Annotated in this window: 12 protein-coding genes and 4 pseudogenes; 6 read left to right on the forward strand and 10 right to left on the reverse strand. The window is 38.7% G+C overall.

Annotated features, from left to right (window positions below; all coding sequences use genetic code 11):
• Positions 1 to 86: 86 nt before the first annotated feature.
• The 7 genes and pseudogenes from ACFQ0V_RS12370 to ACFQ0V_RS12400 all read right to left on the reverse strand — a co-directional run bounded on the left by ACFQ0V_RS12370 (position 87) and on the right by ACFQ0V_RS12400 (position 7452).
• Complete coding sequence (locus ACFQ0V_RS12370) at positions 87 to 383, reverse strand: YerC/YecD family TrpR-related protein (protein WP_381014098.1); 297 nt, start codon at positions 381 to 383, stop codon at positions 87 to 89.
• 86 nt (positions 384 to 469) lie between these two features.
• Complete coding sequence (locus tag ACFQ0V_RS12375; RefSeq protein WP_381014100.1) at positions 470 to 2185, reverse strand: adenine deaminase C-terminal domain-containing protein; 1716 nt, start codon at positions 2183 to 2185, stop codon at positions 470 to 472.
• 41 nt (positions 2186 to 2226) lie between these two features.
• Positions 2227 to 3249 (reverse strand): DUF3048 domain-containing protein, encoded by a 1023-nt coding sequence (locus ACFQ0V_RS12380; protein ID WP_381014103.1) that lies wholly within the window; start codon positions 3247 to 3249, stop codon positions 2227 to 2229.
• A gap of 195 nt (positions 3250 to 3444) precedes the next feature.
• Positions 3445 to 4236: a putative bifunctional diguanylate cyclase/phosphodiesterase gene (locus ACFQ0V_RS12385; RefSeq protein WP_381014106.1), complete on the reverse strand. Its 792-nt coding sequence runs from the start codon at positions 4234 to 4236 to the stop codon at positions 3445 to 3447.
• 357 nt (positions 4237 to 4593) lie between these two features.
• Positions 4594 to 5677 (reverse strand): annotated as a pseudogene (locus ACFQ0V_RS12390) (IS4 family transposase).
• A 229-nt stretch (positions 5678 to 5906) separates the two neighbouring features.
• Complete coding sequence (locus tag ACFQ0V_RS12395; protein WP_381014109.1) at positions 5907 to 6683, reverse strand: IclR family transcriptional regulator; 777 nt, start codon at positions 6681 to 6683, stop codon at positions 5907 to 5909.
• 7 nt (positions 6684 to 6690) lie between these two features.
• Positions 6691 to 7452, reverse strand: a complete 762-nt coding sequence (locus tag ACFQ0V_RS12400; RefSeq protein ID WP_381014112.1) for an IclR family transcriptional regulator — start codon at positions 7450 to 7452, stop codon at positions 6691 to 6693.
• A gap of 233 nt (positions 7453 to 7685) precedes the next feature.
• Here ACFQ0V_RS12400 and ACFQ0V_RS12405 point away from each other — a divergent pair, with 233 nt between their 5' ends.
• From ACFQ0V_RS12405 to ACFQ0V_RS12425, 5 genes and pseudogenes are all read left to right on the forward strand, one after another.
• Positions 7686 to 8951: a phenylacetate--CoA ligase family protein gene (locus ACFQ0V_RS12405; protein WP_381014114.1), complete on the forward strand. Its 1266-nt coding sequence runs from the start codon at positions 7686 to 7688 to the stop codon at positions 8949 to 8951.
• 29 nt (positions 8952 to 8980) lie between these two features.
• The gene (locus tag ACFQ0V_RS12410) at positions 8981 to 9391 is read left to right on the forward strand and encodes an acyl-CoA thioesterase (RefSeq protein ID WP_381014116.1); all 411 of its coding nucleotides are present in this window, start codon (positions 8981 to 8983) and stop codon (positions 9389 to 9391) included.
• Between the two features lies 1 nt (position 9392).
• On the forward strand, positions 9393 to 10607 hold the full coding sequence (locus ACFQ0V_RS12415; protein ID WP_381014119.1) for an FAD-dependent monooxygenase: 1215 nt from the start codon (positions 9393 to 9395) through the stop codon (positions 10605 to 10607).
• Positions 10608 to 10699: 92 nt separating this feature from the next.
• Positions 10700 to 12145 (forward strand): MFS transporter, encoded by a 1446-nt coding sequence (locus ACFQ0V_RS12420; protein WP_381014122.1) that lies wholly within the window; start codon positions 10700 to 10702, stop codon positions 12143 to 12145.
• A gap of 420 nt (positions 12146 to 12565) precedes the next feature.
• A pseudogene (locus ACFQ0V_RS12425) lies at positions 12566 to 13555 on the forward strand (IS630 family transposase).
• Positions 13556 to 13724: 169 nt separating this feature from the next.
• Here the strand turns inward: ACFQ0V_RS12425 and ACFQ0V_RS12430 are convergent.
• Both ACFQ0V_RS12430 and ACFQ0V_RS12435 read right to left on the reverse strand, forming a co-directional pair.
• The gene (locus ACFQ0V_RS12430; RefSeq protein ID WP_381014159.1) at positions 13725 to 15185 is read right to left on the reverse strand and encodes an aldehyde dehydrogenase family protein; all 1461 of its coding nucleotides are present in this window, start codon (positions 15183 to 15185) and stop codon (positions 13725 to 13727) included.
• A gap of 66 nt (positions 15186 to 15251) precedes the next feature.
• A complete protein-coding gene (locus ACFQ0V_RS12435; RefSeq protein WP_381014124.1) occupies positions 15252 to 16340 on the reverse strand; it encodes an NAD(P)-dependent alcohol dehydrogenase in 1089 nt (362 codons plus the stop codon).
• A gap of 291 nt (positions 16341 to 16631) precedes the next feature.
• Between ACFQ0V_RS12435 and ACFQ0V_RS12440 the strand changes: the two are divergent.
• Positions 16632 to 17723 (forward strand): annotated as a pseudogene (locus ACFQ0V_RS12440) (IS4 family transposase).
• Positions 17724 to 17895: 172 nt separating this feature from the next.
• Here the strand turns inward: ACFQ0V_RS12440 and ACFQ0V_RS12445 are convergent.
• Positions 17896 to 18984, reverse strand: a pseudogene (locus ACFQ0V_RS12445) (protoglobin domain-containing protein); the annotation flags it as partial.
• Between the last annotated feature and the right edge of the window lie 260 nt (positions 18985 to 19244).

Raw genomic sequence — 19244 nt, forward strand, 5'->3', positions numbered from 1 at the left:
CATCATCCATTCTTCTATATCATTCATTCATTTAGTATAGCAAAAAACCGACCTGAAATGTCATTCAGGTCGGTCCTAGATCGTGCTTATTTAGATGTTCGAATATTTTGCAAAACTTTTTCGTATCCGCCTGAGCCATAATCGACACAGCGTCGCACTCGTGAAATCGTCGCTGTGCTCGCTCCCGTTTCTTTTTGGATGGAGTCATATGTCTTTTGGTCTTGCAACATAAATGCGACATCCAAGCGTTGTGCTAATGATTGCACTTCACTAATCGTGCATAAATCATCGAAAAATTGATAACAGTCATCCAAATTTTCAAGTGACAAAATCGCTTCAAACAGTTGCTCTGTCTGTCTTCCTTTAATTTTATTAATTTGCAAAATGTTCACCTCTGCTCATAGATTTACATCGAACGATACTTCCGTAAATCTATTGTAACACTTTCACACACTAATGTGCGAAAGATTTATTTTTGAGCAGGGACGAGCACTTCTCGTTTCAAAACATTCATCATCCCTTGACGTGTGATGCGAATAAATGGGAGATGCATCGATTGTAAAAATAAAAAAGTGAAGACGAAATTGTTTAGACGATAGCCAAGCCTTTGCATTTCGTTTTTGAAATGGCGTTCTTTTTCAATCAATTGTTCCACTGGTAAATTAGGTAAAGAACCGGCAATTGGTGTCGGAATAGATGCGACCACTTCTTCTCCTTCAACGAGAGCGTAGCCACCTTGCATTCGTAACACTTCATTGAATGCACGAATCATCGCCTTCTTGTTTTTTCCGATGATGATGAAATCACCTGTATTGGAATACGACGTCGCAATCCCGTCGATGTGGTCAGCAAACCCTTTAATAACAGAACTCATCCGAATTTTGCCGTCTCTCGAAATGACTGTTAAAAATGATTCGTCATGTTCATAGTTTAAACCGCTCACACTTAAATCAAGCTCCGATTCATACGGTTTCGTAATGACGTCATTTTCTAAAGAAATCCCGAGATTCGTCATCGGTGTAAGTAGATCCTCTGTTAACGTTACAGACGTTTCTAACGTGCCGAGCATCGACCAGTCAATCTCAATGTCCATCGGTTGAACTTCTCCGTCTTTTACAATCCATCGTCCATCAGATAGAACACTTACCGGCGTTGCATTTCGTGGGTCTTGTAGTAAGTTAATCATCGCACGACGACCGGTCGCAATAACACCGAGCGTCTCGCTTAAATTGTAATAACGCGCGGGATTGTAAGACGCCATTAAGTAAGCATGCATTGGCTCTACCCCAACATCAATCGCTACTTGGATACAGTCATTGATCACTCCAGTTTCATGGAAAAGAGGAGATGAACCGTCTGTCGTCATCATAAATTGATCCCATACGTCCCATCCTTCTGCGATGACCCCTTTTAACATGTCGGCAAGGTCGGGGCGAATAGACGAGTGACGCAATGTCACGGCATAACCATGTTGCAATCGCTTCTCCACATCTTCCAACGTCATCGACTCGTGATCGCCATCGATGCCGAGCAATTTTAATTGAGCGAGTGTGCGCTCTGACGCTCCTGGCAAATGACCTTCTACTTTTAAGCCATTTTGCTTCGCTAAAGCGACCATATTGCTCATTCGTTCATCGCCATTTAATAGCACGGGCCAAGCGGTTACTTCGCCTCCCATAATAACATCGGGTCGCGCCATCCAACGTTTCAATTTTTCACGATTAAAATAATGTGCTTCATCATGTAAAGCCGTTTGAGAATCAAGTCGACTCCACCAATACAATGCATAAGGTAAGCGTTGTAATTCATCGTGCATCGCTTCGTTCATTTCTTCATCAAATTGCATATGAAGTAATAAATTGTCTGAAATAAACCCTGTCGTTCCCGTCTGTGCTGCGTAATTTGCAAATGACTCCATATTGTATAACTGAGCGGGATGGGTATGCGGTTCAATATAACCAGGAACAGCATACCGTTCACTTCCGTCAATCACTTCCGTACCTTCTAGCATATTCGGCATTTCCGTTCCGACATACACGATACGATCCCCATCAATCCAAATATTTCCGACTTTCCACTGTTTAAAAAACGCATGTAAATACGTCACATTTTGAATGACGATCGTCGGTGCTTTCTTTCCTCGTATTACTGCAAGTTGTTGCTCTTGCAAATCTTTTGTCCACATACCTATCACCTCGTGCTCAAATTATCGCAAAAAATGAATAGTCATTCAACTTTTTCTTCGTATGAAACACTATTCTCCAACGATAAGTCTGAAGGAATCGCGTGGATAAATGTTTTCCCTTTTTCATAAGGAATTTCAACACCATCTACAAATGGACGAATGATGCCGCCATCATATGTCCAATCGATCCGTAATCCATTTCCATTTTGGAAGAGAAAACCTCGTCCTCCTTGTTGTAAATCAAAATCACGACGTCCTTCTTGATCAATCCAGTCATACGTTCCTTCGATGACAATCACATTCGCGTAACGTACCGCTTCTCCCGTTAAACGTTCGATAAACGTTTCCCCGTTAACCGAACGAATGTATGTCCCATCTTCTTGTAACGTATATTCACTTTTAAATAAATTACTCGGACCGTAACGAACCGACATCGTTTCGACTGTACCACGATCAACAGGCTCCTCATTAAATGTTAACTCTGGCAATGTTTTTTCGTCGAGTGGTGTATTCGTCATCTCCATTGCTTGTTGAATCGCTTCGTATGTAATGTATGAATTGTGGGGTGCATAACGGTCTGAAGAACGCTTAAATAACGATCCGTCATGTTCCATACCGTTCACATGTTTAATCGCTCCTTGTCCGAGCTGTTGACGTGCTAACGGACTATAACCATGTGCGACGTAAAAGGCTTGTAAATCTTGTGGAATCGGTAAAAAATAGTGACGCGCACTACGCATCGGCCCAATTTGTTCTGGCATTTCGGAATGGTAAAGTGCGACATAACGCGTCCCTTGTCCTTCAATTAAAAATTCATAAATAATATCTGCCGCACCGACCCCTGTTTGCGGACGAGCTTTCGGATCGTTATTGATTGTCGCAACGATTGGCTTGAACGTATTCTCTTCTTCAATTTCCACTCCCGTTAACGCATCGTAGAGCACAACTTCTTCTACTACTTCTTCCAGTTCTTCTTCAATTACGGGTGTTTCTACCACTTCTTTGTCTTTTGAACAAGCGACGAGCGCTAAACTACAAGCGATCGCTATCCATAATTTTTTCATCATATTTCTCCTTTTTTATGTTAGTCTTTCCATTTGAACGATAGGGAAATGTCTACCGGTTGTCAAGATGGCTTGCAAAAATAAATAATCTAGCAAGCATAGCTACTGTAGCTATTAGTTTATTAATAGTACGAAACGACAAAAAATTCATCACCTTAAGCATATGTTACTCGCTTAAAGTGATGAATTTTTCAATTAACGATGAATATATTCAAGCTTCTCTGTAAATTCTTTCGTAGAGATAGGCTTGCTGAAATAATACCCTTGAATAATATCTGCTTCTAATTTTTTTAATATGATTAATTCTGATTCTTTTTCTACACCTTCGACTACAACTTCTAAGCCGAGCGCATGACCGAGTTGTATCATCACGGCGATAATTGCTGAGCTATCATTATCTGTCGATAAGTCCCTCACAAACGACTGATCAATTTTTAAAGAGTCGACAGGGAATTGTTTCAAAAAGCTAAATGATGAATAGCCTGTTCCAAAATCATCGATTGCTAAAGTGATGCCATATTCTCTCAATGTAGACAATACTTTAATCGTATGCTCTGTCGACTCCATCATGCTTTCTTCCGTAATTTCTAACTCGATAAACTTAGGGTTTACCCCTGTCTCTTTAATCGTTTGTTTTACATTGCTTAAAAAGTTAGGTTGAATGAAATGCGTAGGCGAGATGTTGACCGCCACTTTATAGCCCGTACCGAAACGTTCATTCCATTCTTTCACTTGATAACAAGCTGTGCGTAACGACCATTCTCCAATATCATTAATAAGTCCCCGCTCTTCCGCAATTGGTATAAATTTACCTGGTGAAATAAATCCCAATTCATCATCAATCCAACGTGTGAGTGCTTCCATCCCGACGACTTGTTGAGTCTGGGCATCTACTTTTGGTTGATAATGCAATTGCAATGTTCCATCTTCCAATGCAGTACGTAATTTGCGTTCAATGATCAATGTTTCTAACTGATCTTTATCCATCGATTCATTATAAATCGTACAGTTGACGCCTGCTTGTTCTTTCGCTTTGGAAACCGCAATGCTCGCTTTATCTAACAGATCCTCTGTCGTTTTTGCATGGTCTGGATAAAAACTTAAGCCGATGCTTCCGCTAGAATAAAATTCTTGTCCATCGATAATAAAACTGTTTAAAAAGATTTCACTAGTGTCGCATAAATTTTAACAGAATTTTCTGTTTTCTTATTTTTCCGTTTGAGAAGAAAAACGAAGACACTGGAACAGAGGTAGTAAACATCCATTTTTTTACTATAACCTTTGACGAGTGCGACAGAAACAAGAAACCCTTTATGGGACCGCTTTTCCAGCGATTTTTCGTTGTCATAAATGAGCGGATTTCCAAGGTGCTGCTTTCAATAAGCGGCTAATTTGTAAGTACGTTCTTGAACTATTCGTGTTCAACTGCGCTAGCACATGCAGGCAATAAACAATCATTGCGATGTACACTTGATTATGTACGCCTTGTTCGCTCTGTGTGTAGAATTTTTTGATATTCAAGTGCTGCTTCAGCCATTTGAAAAACAACTCAATTGCCCAGCGTGATTTGTACAGTTCGGCGATCTCATCAGCGCTTAAGTCAAAGCGATTCGTAATCAGATGCAGTTCATTTCCTTTTGAATCCACCACTTTTAGTAAACGAAACTCATTGCCCGCCAGACTTTGTGCCGTGCCTAAAGAAATCATTTCATCCGATAAAACGGAGGATTCTTTTGGGAGATAGAATGTTTCGATGGAATGCGTGACAGCGTTTTTTCGCAAGCGTGAGACGAAGAAATATCCTTCGTCCGTCATGCGATCAAATCGCTCGTAATCCAAGTAACCACGGTCAAACACATACATGCATTCTTTGTCGTCAACAAGTACTTCAAGCTGGCCACGATCGTGTTCTTTTGCATTCGTCAGCACGGCTTTATCTGGATATGAACAGCCTTTTTCTAAGAAAACAAGGCGCAAATGAAGCTTAATGCCTGATTTTGTTTTGCGGAATTCAGCCCACTTGTGATTGTTTAAGTTGAGTGGCAACGTACTCGAATCAATAATTTTCAATGGTGTTGTCGTTTTTCGGTGCTGCTTATATTGCGATTTTTCATGGATTTGGGCAACTAAATCGAGAAAGAGCTCCTGAAACACTTCTGTTGGAATTTGATTCAATCGGCGTCCTAGTTGAGAAAAGCTAATCGATTCTAAATCCGTTGCTTTTTGAAGATCGTCAGAAAACAAGGTCTCACTAACTGCACGCAGACTTTCGATTTCGTTGAGCTGCGCGAATATAAATAATTTCAAGAATGAAGCGATATGTAGCTTCTTTGTATAGTAATTTAGGCTTCCACCAATTCCTCAAGTTTTCTTGAGGAATTGGTGAAAACCATTGTTTAAATGATGTTTTTCGTGTAAGCTTATCCATGCTTATGTCCTTTATTTTGGATTTGGATGGTTTACTACCGCCCAACCATTATAAAGGATTTTTTTACTTGAATTATATTACAGAAAACTCTGTTTATTCAAAGGTGTTAAGTCATTTTAATGCGACGCTAGTGAGATGTTTTGGATTATTCTAAGCGACCTAAGATTCCACAAATGTCGGAGGCTTAGGTCGCTTTTTCTACAGAAAACAAATGTCCATTCCCCAAAAACTACTCATAATAACCGAGGAGTTCTGAAATTTCTTTGGCGGTTTCTTTCATTGCTTCTATTATGTCTTCTTCCTCATGTAATTGAAAATAGTTATTTTTAGCAATGATCGCGAGTGAGGAAACAACTTCTCCCGTATAATCTTGGATCGGGGCTGCGTAGCTGGAATAACCAATGGCGTATGTGTTTTTTGTAATGGCAAATTGCTTGTAATGGACGTTTAAAATTTCTTCCTTTAGTGCATCTGCATCTGTCAGTGTATACTGTGTATATTTTTTTAACGGTTGCATTAGAACACTTTCAATCACCGGTTTACTTTTAAACGCAAGAATGGCCAATCCTTCCGCTGTACAATGCAAATCATTGCGACGACCTGTTTTAGTAATGAGTTTCATAGGAATTTCCCCCATTTCCCTCATTAAATAGACGATATTTCGTTGTTCCATGACACAAATATGGACAGGCAGTTGAAAACGATCGACTAACTGTGCTAAAAGTGGTTGGGCTTCCAAATAAATTTCTTTATGACTTCGAACAACTCCCCCTAACCCTAAGATGGAGAAACCGAGCATATATTTAGCGTTTTTCTCATCCTGCCTTAAAAAGCCTTCTACGACGAGTTCCTTGATTAAACGATGAGTGGTCGACTTCGGTAAGTTTAATGTTTTGGAAATATCCGTTACGGAAAGCTGTGGTGTTTTTGGCGTAAATAATTTCAACACCCTTAGAGCATTTTTAACAGATTGTACAAAGTATTTCTCATCTAATGCATGTTTCATAATTGAATCACTCCCTCCTTTGTTTAATGAAATGAGAAAGTTCATCACTCGTTTGAGTCACTTGACGAATGACATTTTTTAGTTGAGGTCGCATCCGCTGGCGTAACCCTGCCACACTAATAGAAGCAATAATCTCACCGTATTCGTTAAAAATCGGTGCCCCAATGGCAAGAACATTTTCTACCATTTCTCCTTCACTCATAAAGTACCCTTGTTTTTTACTTTCTTGTAATCGTTCAGTTAATTGACGAATCGAAGAAATGGAAAAGGGGGTAGGTTGTTCAAAACCTTCCTTATATAGCTTCACTAACTCCTGTTCTTTCAGTGCACTTAATAGAGCAAGACCTGAAGCTGTACAGTGAGCAGGGTTCCATTTTCCGATGTGCGACCGCAACTGCACACTGTATTGGCTATCTTCCTTTTTTAAATATAAAACTTCATTTCCTTTTAAAACAGCTATGTGTGAAGATTCACCTGTTGCTAATGTTAATTGTTTTAAAAAAACAGTCATTTCTTTTAGTCGATAAAATTGATCGAGCATCGTGTTTGAAAGCGATAAAATTGATGTTCCGAGTGTGTACGTATTCGAACGGGTATTTTGAATAATAAACCCTTCACTTTCTAACGTTTGGACTAAGCGACATGCAGTGCTTTTTGAAACAGCTACTTGTTCAGCGATCTCACCGAGTGATAACTCAGTATCATCGACTGTAAAGCTCTTTAAAATATGCAAAGCATTTGTCAAAGAACTCTTTTTTGTACGTGTCATAGTACAGTTCTACTCCTTTCAGAATTATATTAATATAGCAATATTGTAAAAGGTTAATAAAAAGAAAAAAATAGAAAATCAAAATAAATGATAAAAAGTGAAAAATATATGAATTTGTTCCACATAGCAGAATGTAAACCTTTTCAAATTCTATAATTCACTTTAACATACTTTATATACTAAAAATTAATAATTTTCTAAAAGATAGAAAGTTATTGTATAGGAGGGCAACTATGACAGTTCATCAAATATATGAAACAGAAGTAGATATAAAAAAATATCGCTATCAACGCTTAAATGAGCTATTAGTTTTCACATCAAATTTTAATGAGTTCTATAAAGAGAAATTTAAAGATGTCCATTTACCAATTAAGGATTTAGAAGATTTAAGACGTCTTCCATTTACGACAAAGAAGGAACTAGCACAAGATCAAATTGACTATGCTCCACTAGGTCGTAATCACTCGTACCCACAAGAAAGTTACATTCGATACCATCAAACATCTGGTACGACGGGTCGTCCGCTAAAAGTATTAGATACAGAACAAAGTTGGGATTGGTGGGCACGTTGTTGGACTGAAATACTGAAAAATTCAGGAGTGACAAAAGCGGATAGCTGTTACTTCGCTTTCTCATTTGGACCATTCATTGGATTCTGGGCTGCGCATGAAGGGGTGCGAAAATTAGGGGCACTTGCAATGCCTGGGGGAACGATGTCATCTGAACAACGATTACAGAGCATGTTGGACAATAATGCAACTGTTCTATTATGTACACCGAGTTACGCACTGCGTCTTGCGGAAGTAGCAGCAAATATGGGACTAGATATTAAAAACTCAAGCATTCGTACAATTATTACAGCTGGTGAGCCAGGTGGGTCTGTTCCATCGACTCGTTCACAAATTGAAAATCTATGGGGCGCTAAACTTTACGACCATATCGGAATGACTGAGATGGGTGCATACGGCTACTCTTGTAGTGAACGAAAGGGAATGCACGTAAATGAAAGTGAATTTATCGTGGAAATTATCGATCCAGATACGTTAGAACATGTGAAACCGGGTGAACAAGGGGAATTAGTACTAACAAACTTAGGACGCTACGGCTATCCAATGATTCGCTATCGTACAGGAGATGCAGTTATTTATCAGACAGAAAATTGTGCATGTGGTAACACAAATCATTTCCTACCTGGCGGGATCGTTGGCCGTACAGATGATATGGTTTCCATTCGTGGCATTAACATTTATCCAACATCACTCGAAGCGATTGTGCGTGAATTTAGTGAAGTGAAAGAATTCCGTATCGTTTATTATACAGAAGATGAATTACATCAAGTGAAATTACAAATTGAAGGTCCTGAAAGTGTTGTTAAACCACTTGCAAAACTATTACGTGAACGAGTAGGTTTACGAATTGAGGTAGAACGAGTGGAAGAAAATACATTGCCTCGTTTTGAAATGAAGGCAAAACGTGTCCTCGATCAACGAGAGATTTAGTTAGCAGCAAGAAAGGGGGGAAATACATAGTGGAATATCGCTTTAAAATCCGTTTTGGAGATACGGACGCAGCGGGAATCGTGTATTATCCGAACTTTTATCGGTGGATGGATGAGGCGACCCATGAGTTTTTTCAGAGCCTCGGTTACCCGACAGATCAACTAATGTCTAAAAAACTAGCTACACCGTTAGTGGAGGCAAATTGTGTTTTTAAGTCTCCAGGATTGTTTAACCGAGAAATCGTTTTAACGACAAAGGTTGAAATGATTCGAGAAAAAGTGTTTAAGCTCATTCATCATTTTAAAGATGGTGAGACGGTCTTAGCTGAAGGGTATGAAGTACGTGCATGGGTTTCTCTTGAAAGTGGAAAACCAAAAGCACAGCCAATCCCAGAAGATGTAAAAAAGAAAATGGAACAATATTTAATTGGAGGTAATTAGTATGACAAACCAAAGAGAAGTATTAGTAATTGGTGCTGGTCCAGTAGGAATGACAGCAGCATTAGCGCTACATAGCAAAGGAATTAAAGCAACAATTATAGAAGCAGAAGAGCTAGGGCGTGAGCGTGCGGGGAGCCGTGCGATTTATATTCATAAAGCAACATTAGAATTACTTGAAGGAGTTTCTCCAGGGCTTGGCATGGAACTAGCAGATATCGGCGTTGTATGGCCAGTAAAACGCTCACTTTATAAAGGTGACGAAGTGTATAAGCGCGTATATGAACCACCAGCTCCAAATACAATTCCTGCATTTTCAAGCTTACATCAGCATGAAATTGAAAAAGCAATGTATCGTCGTTGTGTAGAAGCAGGGATCGAATTTGTTTGGGGAGAGCCTGTGACAAACGTTGTAACGTCTGAAGAAGGCGTGACGGTTGAAACAGAAAACGGTTCATGGTCTGCAAAATATGTCATTGGTGCAGATGGGGCACGTTCAGTTGTTCGTCAATCAGTAGACATTAAATTCGAAGGTCCACGTAAATCAGATGCATTCATCGTTGTGGACGTTGAAGAAGATGAAGAAAATCCACTACCAATCGAGCGTATTTTCCACTATGAACACCCAAGTGTTGGAGGACGTAACGTCATGCACGTACCATTTGCTGGCGGATGGCGTATTGACCTTCAATTATTCGATGAAGATGACCGCGAGTGGTACGGTTCAGAAGAAGGAGTTCGTGAGTGGTTACCAAAAGTAATGGATCCGAAATATGCAGATCGCATCACTTGGATTTCAACATACACATTCTATCAAGTCGTTGCTGATAAATACACAGATGAAAACAACCGTGTCATTCTTGCAGGAGAGTCAGCACACTTATTTGCTCCATTTGGCGCACGTGGTTTAAACTCAGGTGTTCCTGATGCAACAGTCGCTGTTGATGGAATCGCAAAAGCATTACAAGCAGAATCAAATCCAGAAGAACGTCGTGCGGCAATCCAAGCTGCAGCAGATGAGCGTTTAGCAGCTGGTTTATGGAACCGTGAATGTTCGAACTTAGCACTTGAACATATTCAAGGAACGAATGAAGATATTAAATTAAAACGAGAAATGGCAGCGTTTTTAGCACCACATATTCCAGCTCTCGGAAAATGGCTAGATGAAGGTCCATTCGGTCCTCGTTCAGGTCCACCACAATTATCAACAAAGTACTAAGATTGAAGCACTAAGGGTTATTTATACGTGAAAGGAAGGAAGGTTCTCCCCTTCCTTCCTTCCTTTCACCTTTTGTCACAGGGGGGAAGGAAATGAATAATACAACTACTGCAGAACAGCCGTACAAACGAATATGGGGAATGTTATTCGTCGGTTGGGTTTTTGCTTATTTTGATCGAACAATTACAGGTCCAGTTATTTCTTGGATGATTGCCAATGATGTAGCCTTTTTAGCAGATGCATCGAATCCTTATGCACTTGGTGGTTTATTAGGGAGTTTGTTCTTTGCTGGGTATATGTTAACGCAATTTCCAGGGGGATATTTTGGTGACAAATACGGTCATCGGAATATGGTCATTTTAAGTATTTTATGGGCAGGTATTACGACTTTATTTACAGGGTTAGTAGAAGGTTTATTCGTGTTCGTCGCATTACGTGTGTTAACAGGTCTGGGAGAAGGGGCATTTTACTCCAATGACCGGTCACTCATTGCTCAAGTAACGCCGCCTAAAAAGCTGGGACTTGGCATGGGGATTGTAATGGGTGGTTTATCGGTCGGATTAACACTCGGTTTAGTAGGAACGATTTATATCATTGAATGGTCTGTTCCACTTATGGGGAATAATGCATGGAAATCACCGTTCTTGATTCTTGGGGTTTCAACAATTATCGTTTCAATTATTATGGCGAAAGCGATTCCGAAATCTGCGGATGCAAAAGCGAAACCTGATGGATTTAAAAATTCCGTAAAGGGTCTTGGGGCATACTCTTTCGTATTTTTAGTCATCATTATGGGTGTGTATATTGCAACGGATTATTTAGGATTGTCGGAAGGGTTAATGGCAGCGATCTTTACGGTATTAGCCGTAGCGTTTGTTATTTACATTTATAAAACGAAAAGAGAAGTACGTCCGGTATTAAAAAATCGTAATTTGTTTTTACTGTATTTGTCCGCCATTCCGATTATGTGGCATTTATGGTTCTATAGTTTCTGGTCTGTATCGATCGTACAAGACTTTGGTGGTGGAACGCTCGTTACTGCAGCATTAGTTGCTTCGTTTAATGCGATTGCAGGACTGATTGGTTTCCCATTAGGAGGATACATATCCGATAGAGTGGCTCACTTAGAAAACGGCCGACGTAATATTTTATTTATTTTAACGGTTGCGTTTGCAGCGTCTGTTTTCATCTTTGCATTCTACTTAATGAGTGGAGCAACGAGTTTAGTCGTGATGTCTACGATTCTATTTATTTCAGGTACATTATTCTTTGCGGTTCAGTCGATTCAACACGCATTTATTTCAGATTTAGCGCCGGTAGAACACCGTGGATCTGCCTTCGGTTTATGGAATTTAATCGCAGAATTCGGAGCATTACTTTCACCGGTTATTTCAGGAATCTTGCGTGATAAAACAGAAAGCTGGAGTGCGCCTCTATTATTAGATGGTGGATTAGTAGCAGCAAGTTGTATATGTATCATATTAATATCCACAAAAGCACGCCATAAAGTAAAATTGACTTCGGCGGAAACAGCATAAACAAAAAAATACTGATGAAAAGTTAAAGGTCTAACTAAAAATTAGAAGGTGCTGTCCAAAAAGGAAAATCCCACTATTTTGTGTACATACAAAATAGTGGGATTTTGACTTCTAAGAAAATTGATTTCCGTTGCAGGCGCTACGCTTTCCGCGGGCACGGCACGAGACCCCGCAGGAGTCTTCACGCCTTCCACTCCAATCAATTTTGGAATATCATAAATATTTACAATCAACTTCTAACCATTTTATATTTTGGAATTTTATTATGTCCCACGATGTTTTCTTACTTTTTCGGGTTTGTTGTTATGGATGACTTGGTTTAGTTCTTTTGAATATTCTTCTCTATAAATTGAATTAAAGTTTCTAACTCTTTCAAAACGGGTAAAGGATACTAACCTATTTTTGAAAGGATGATCCAACATGACTCGCAATGAACAAATAGAAGAACTTCGATTAGCTATGCGACAAACAAAAGATAAGCGACTATTTGAGCGTTACCAAGCTGTATTTTTACATTTTGATGGTAAAAACAACATCGAAATTGCAGACATTATTCAACGGAATCGAGCAACTGTTGGTGGTACATTAAAGCGTATAAAAAAGGGGGAATTACCGGCTTACGTATGGGCATTTCCACGGGTAAACCACCTCATTTAATAGCTGAACAGCGCGCAGAACTGGCTGAAATCATTGCGACGAAAACACCTGCTGATGTAGGATTTGAACCGTATACGAATTGGACGTTGGCATTGCTTGTATCGTTAACGGAACGTGAGTGGGACGTTTCTTATTCATTACGTGGTATGTCCAAACTGTTGGAACGCATGGGATTCAGCCATACACGCCCTACATATACGTTGGCAAAAGCAGACCTTGAAAAACAGAAGACATTCAAAGAAGAAACATTTCCTACTTTAAAAAAAGCTCGTTTATGAAGAAATCGATCACATTTTATTTCAAGATGAGTCCATGATTCGAGATTATCAAGCGATTCAAAAGACGTGGTTTCCGAAAGGTCAGCAACGTCAAATCCCTACGTACGGTAAGCATCAAGGCGTTAAATTAATCGGCACATTGAATTACGAAACAGGTGAAATTTTCTGCATCGAGGAAGAAAAATACGATGCGGAAGTATTCCTCATTTTTTTACAAAAAGTGCTTGCACATTACCCACACGGAAAAATTGCGATGGTGTTAGACAATGCCCGGATTCATCGTGCAAAATTAATCCAACCATTTCTAGAGGCGCATAAAGATCGACTTCAACTTGTCTTTTTACCCCCATACAGCCCACAATTAAATTTAATTGAAGGCTTATGGAAATGGTTGAAAGATAGTGTAATTAATAATGTCTTTTTCTCAAGTACACCACAAATCAAGCTCGCTGTTCGTCAATTTGTCAGCCACTAGAACCAGAATAAGCAGGGTGTCATTGACCGGCTTTGTGTTAGATTCTAAAGTTCAACTTATATAGTATAACAAATAATTAGATTCGAGGTCACTCTACAATCTTCTCTACTAAATTTGAAAAGGACCTCTCATTATGAGAAGGCCCTTTTACGTTATATTACGATATTAATTAAAACGGATACACTCGTTTTTCTTCTTGAATTGAAATCCATTTGAATTGTGTGAATTCATCGATCACAAATGGTACTCCGAAGCGTCCGACACCTGAGTTACGCATTCCCCCAAATGGTAAGTTCGGTAAATCATTTACTGTTTGATCGTTTATATGCGTCATACCAAATTCAAGACCTACCGCATAGTCACGTGCTTTTTCAATATCGTTTGTAAAGATGGCAGAACTTAAACCGAAGTTCGTATCGTTCGCAAGTGCAATTGCTTCTTCATCCGTTGATGCTTTTACCATTAGTGCGATTGGTGCAAATAATTCAGTTTGAGCAAGCTCACTAGTATGATCAACATTTCCAAATACGTATGGTGTCATGACATTACCTTCAACATTACCTTCAAGTAAAACATCGAATCCTGCATTTTTTGCTTTTTCTACATTGTTCACCGCTTTTTCTAACTGTGTTTTATTAATAAGTGGACCAACCACGGTATTTGGATTTAACGGATCACCATAAGGTAATTGTTGAGCACGCTCGACGAATTTTGTTGTGAATTCATCGTAATGTTTTTCGTGAATAATAAAGCGGTTAATAATCATACAAATTTGTCCTTGATGTAGGAACTTCCCGAAAATTGCCGCATCTACAGCTTGGTCAACGTCTCCATCTTCTAACAGAATAAACGGCCCGTTTCCGCCAAGTTCTAATGCAGTACGTTTAAAGTTCTTTCCTGCAACTGTTGAAATGTGGCGCCCAACTGGAGTAGAACCTGTAAATGCGATCAGTTTTACGCGCGGATCTTCTAACATTAAGTCACCGATTTCATCTGGCGTTGTGAGTACTGATGCAAATACTCCTTTTGGAATACCCGCTTCTTCAAATGCTTTTGCAATTAAAGATCCTGAAATAATTCCCGTTTGAATATCTGCTTTATGAACGACAGCATTACCTAATGCTAATGCCGATAAAATGCCTCGTAGTGATAAGTAAAGCGGGAAGTTAAATGGTGCAATCGATGAAATAACACCTAAAGGTAAGCGATGAATTTCATTTACTTTCCCTGGCATAAACTCTTGTTCTGGACTCCATTTTTCATACGCTTTGTCGATCACACTTCCATATGCTTGGAAGATACCTAGTGTAATATTATATTCTAACTGTGCTTTAAACGGAGCACTTCCCGTTTCAATCGCAAGTAAATGTAAAATTTCTTCTTTATGATTTTCAAAAAACTGTGCAGCCTTTTGGAAAACTTCTTTTCTAAGTTGCGCATTTTTCCCCCATTCTAAATGCGCTTCTTCAGCATATTGATACGCTTCTTCAACTTGTTGTTTCGAAGCGATTTTTACTTCTGTTAAAACTTCGTCGTTATATGGATTTAAAATAGAAACGACTTTACTTCCTTGTCCATCAATCCACTTGCCGTTAATATAACTTTTGTTTAACTGTAAAAATTGCTCCACCTTGTATTTTTGTAACGTGTTACCCATGTAAATACACTCCTTTGTTATATTAAAAGTCACATTTTACTAATTAAATAATATGACTGGTTTAATTGTTTTACCTGATTCCATATCTTGAATGGCTTGTTCAAGTTCTGTCATTTCATATGTTTTGATTAATTTATCAAACGGTAATTTTCCGTCTTTATAATATGAAATAAGTTCAGGAATAAATTGTTTCGGAATGGCTTGTCCTTCAACAACGCCGACAAGTGTTTTATTCATCGGAACTAACTCATCATGAATATGGAATTCTAAATTGCCAGATGCACCAACAACTGCAATTGTTCCGAGTGCTCTTACAGAACGAATCGCTTGTAAGACAACCGGTGCTGCTCCGGAAGATTCAATCGAATAATGTGCTCCCCCGTTTGTAATTTCTTGAACGACTTTTACTGCGTCTTCTTTGCCCCCATTGATGACATGAGTGGCCCCTAGCTCCTTCGCAAGTTCTAATCGTTCATCATGCAAATCAACTGCTATGATTGTTTGACAGTTTGCTAGTTTTGCCCCCATAATCGCACTTAAACCAACTGAACCACATCCGAAAACAACAATCGATTCACTTACTTTTGGTCTTAATTTATTTAAAACTGTTCCTGCCCCTGTTTGAATACCACACGCTAATGGACCAAGCAATGCTAAATCAATTTCTTTGTCTTCAATTTTCACAGTATTTCGAACATTTGATACGAAATATGTTGCAAGTGAAGATTGACCAAAAAGATTAGCTACTTTTTTATCCCCATCAACAATTTTCGAATTTGTTTCTTCCATCGATACACCAAAATTGTCTTGGAAGAAATTTTCACAGGCGCTTGGCACACCTTGTAAACAGTTCGCACACTTACCACAGTAGTTAAATGATGCCACCACATGATCGCCTACTTCAAACTCAGTGACAGCACTACCTACTCGCTCTACAATTCCTGCCCCTTCATGACCTAATACGATTGGCATCGGTGTTGGGATTGCAGAATGTAAGACACCAAGATCGGTATGGCAAAGCCCAGTTCCAACAACTCTTATTAAAATTTCATCTGCACCAATTTCTTTTAATTCAACTTCTTTTAATGCTACTTTTGCATCTTCAGCTACATATGCTTGAATCTTCATGTGAACTTCCTCCTTGTTGATATTCAATTATGTGATCGTTCATGAATAGTGAGTTATTTAGTAGACATTTTACTATGAATAAAACGCTTACATTAACAAAATTAACACTATTGCCATAATGTTAATGGAATATTCATAAAAGTTCAATAAAAATATTACACTAGCGTCGCATTAAAATAACTTAACACCTTTGAATAAACAGAATTTTCTGTAATATAATTCAAGTAAAAAAATCCTTTATAATGGTTGGGCGGTAGTAAACCATCCAAATCCAAAATAAATGACATAAGCATAGATAAGCTTACACGAAAAACATCATTTAAACAATGGTTTTCACCAATTCCTCAAGAAAACTTGAGGAATTGGTGGAAGCCTATCAATTAAATTACTATACTAAAGAAGCTACATATCGCTTCATTCTTGAAATTATTTATATTCGCGCAGCTCAACGAAATCGAAAGTCTGCGTGCAGTTAGTGAGACTTTGTTTTCTGACGATCTTCAAAAAGCAACGGATTTAGAATCGATTAGCTTTTCTCAACTAGGACGCCGATTGAATCAAATTCCAACAGAAGTGTTTCAGGAGCTCTTTCTCGATTTAGTTGCCCAAATCCATGAGAAATCGCAATATAAGCAGCACCGAAAAACGACAACACCATTGAAAATTATTGATTCGAGTACGTTGCCACTCAACTTAAACAATCACAAGTGGGCTGAATTCCGCAAAACAAAATCAGGCATTAAGCTTCATTTGCGCCTTGTTTTCTTAGAAAAAGGCTGTTCATATCCAGATAAAGCCGTGCTGACGAATGCAAAAGAACACGATCGTGGCCAGCTTGAAGTACTTGTTGACGACAAAGAATGCATGTATGTGTTTGACCGTGGTTACTTGGATTACGAGCGATTTGATCGCATGACGGACGAAGGATATTTCTTCGTCTCACGCTTGCGAAAAAACGCTGTCACGCATTCCATCGAAACATTCCATCTCCCAAAAGAATCCTCCGTTTTATCGGATGAAATGATTTCTTTAGGCACGGCACAAAGTCTGGCGGGCAATGAGTTTCGTTTACTAAAAGTGGTGGATTCAAAAGGAAATGAATTGCATCTGATTACGAATCGCTTTGACTTAAGCGCTGATGAGATCGCCGAACTGTACAAATCACGCTGGGCAATTGAGTTGTTTTTCAAATGGCTGAAGCAGCACTTGAATATCAAAAAATTCTACACACAGAGCGAACAAGGCGTACATAATCAAGTGTACATCGCAATGATTGTTTATTGCCTGCATGTGCTAGCGCAGTTGAACACGAATAGTTCAAGAACGTACTTACAAATTAGCCGCTTATTGAAAGCAGCACCTTGGAAATCCGCTCATTTATGACAACGAAAAATCGCTGGAAAAGCGGTCCCATAAAGGGTTTCTTGTTTCTGTCGCACTCGTCAAAGGTTATAGTAAAAAAATGGATGTTTACTACCTCTGTTCCAGTGTCTTCGTTTTTCTTCTCAAACGGAAAAATAAGAAAACAGAAAATCCTGTTAAAATTTATGCGACACTAGTGGTAGTTCGTCTCTAAATTATGATTCATTGCTTGGATAATCAATTCAAAATCATCGTATGTTTTTCGAGATGTCTCACTACTCTCTCTCACTTCATCCGTTACAATTACGAGGGATTGAATTAACTCTTTCGTATATTGATTGGACGTTTGAACAAGTCCATTAATTGTGGAAATCGAACTTTTCGTTTGGTCAGCTAAATTGCGTACTTCATCAGCTACTACAGCAAAGCCTCTTCCGTGCTCTCCAGCTCTCGCTGCTTCAATCGCTGAGTTCAAAGCGAGTAAATTTGTCTGTTCAGCAATTTCTTCTACGATTTTTACAACACCTGTAATTTGATTGGAAGAGTTTTCAACATTTTGTACAATTTTATTCATACCTTCTATATTTTTAGCAATCATCTCTACTTTTTCAAGTAAAGTTGCTAAAGTTTGTTGCCCGACTTCACCAATTTCTTTCGTCTCTTCTGCTTGCTCATGGCCTTTAGTAGAGATTGAATACACCGCTTCACTACTGTGCACTAATGTTTCAATCAAAGCATTTGCCTCTTGCGACGATCCTACGAGTTGATCACTTACCGAAATAACTCTTTTCTGAATTTCTGCCTGTCCTTCTACGAAGCTCTCTTGCATCCCTTTTTTCGTTTCTGTCTCATAAGCCTCTAATACTAGTTGTTGTTCTAAGCTTAAAATACGTGTAATAGGTCGAATGAAATCCATCCATTCATTTGGGTCTTCCACGTTTTCGCAGACGATATCTAACAATGAACGCTGTAATCCTTGAAATGCCGCTAAATACCAAGCAGGTTTCAGTCCGATTTTATAATGTACATGCGCTACTGTTAAACGTTTTTGAACAAACTGTTCATCTATCACACCTGAAAACAACTCGAGTAAGTGTGGAAATAGCACACCTTTTAATCTGTCGACTGAGCTATATTTCTGTATCATAAGCTCTAGTTCTGGAACTAGCATGATTGTATCATAAAACTTTTTAACCAATGTATGCATATTCTTTTCTACTATTGGATAAAGGGTTTTCAACACTTTTAAATCATGCGCTGTAAATGAGATTAACTTCATTTTTTCCATCAAGTCTGGGTCAGATGCTTCAAACACTACTCTTTGTTTTTCAACATCTGCCAACATACTTTTTTTCTTCATTCGGTTACCGAACAACATTTTTTTCCCTCTCTCTTAATCTAATTTTCATTTTCCCCTCTATGACTTTTCTCTCTCTTACGATTTGCACATAACAAATCTACTCCATTCTATTATATCAACTTGTTAGCATAAAAGTTAACAATTATAATAGTTAATTAGAATCATTTTAAGTACAAAAGACT

Source organism: Savagea faecisuis, assembly GCF_042675605.1.
Classification (GTDB): Bacteria; Bacillota; Bacilli; order Bacillales_A; family Planococcaceae; genus Savagea; species Savagea faecisuis.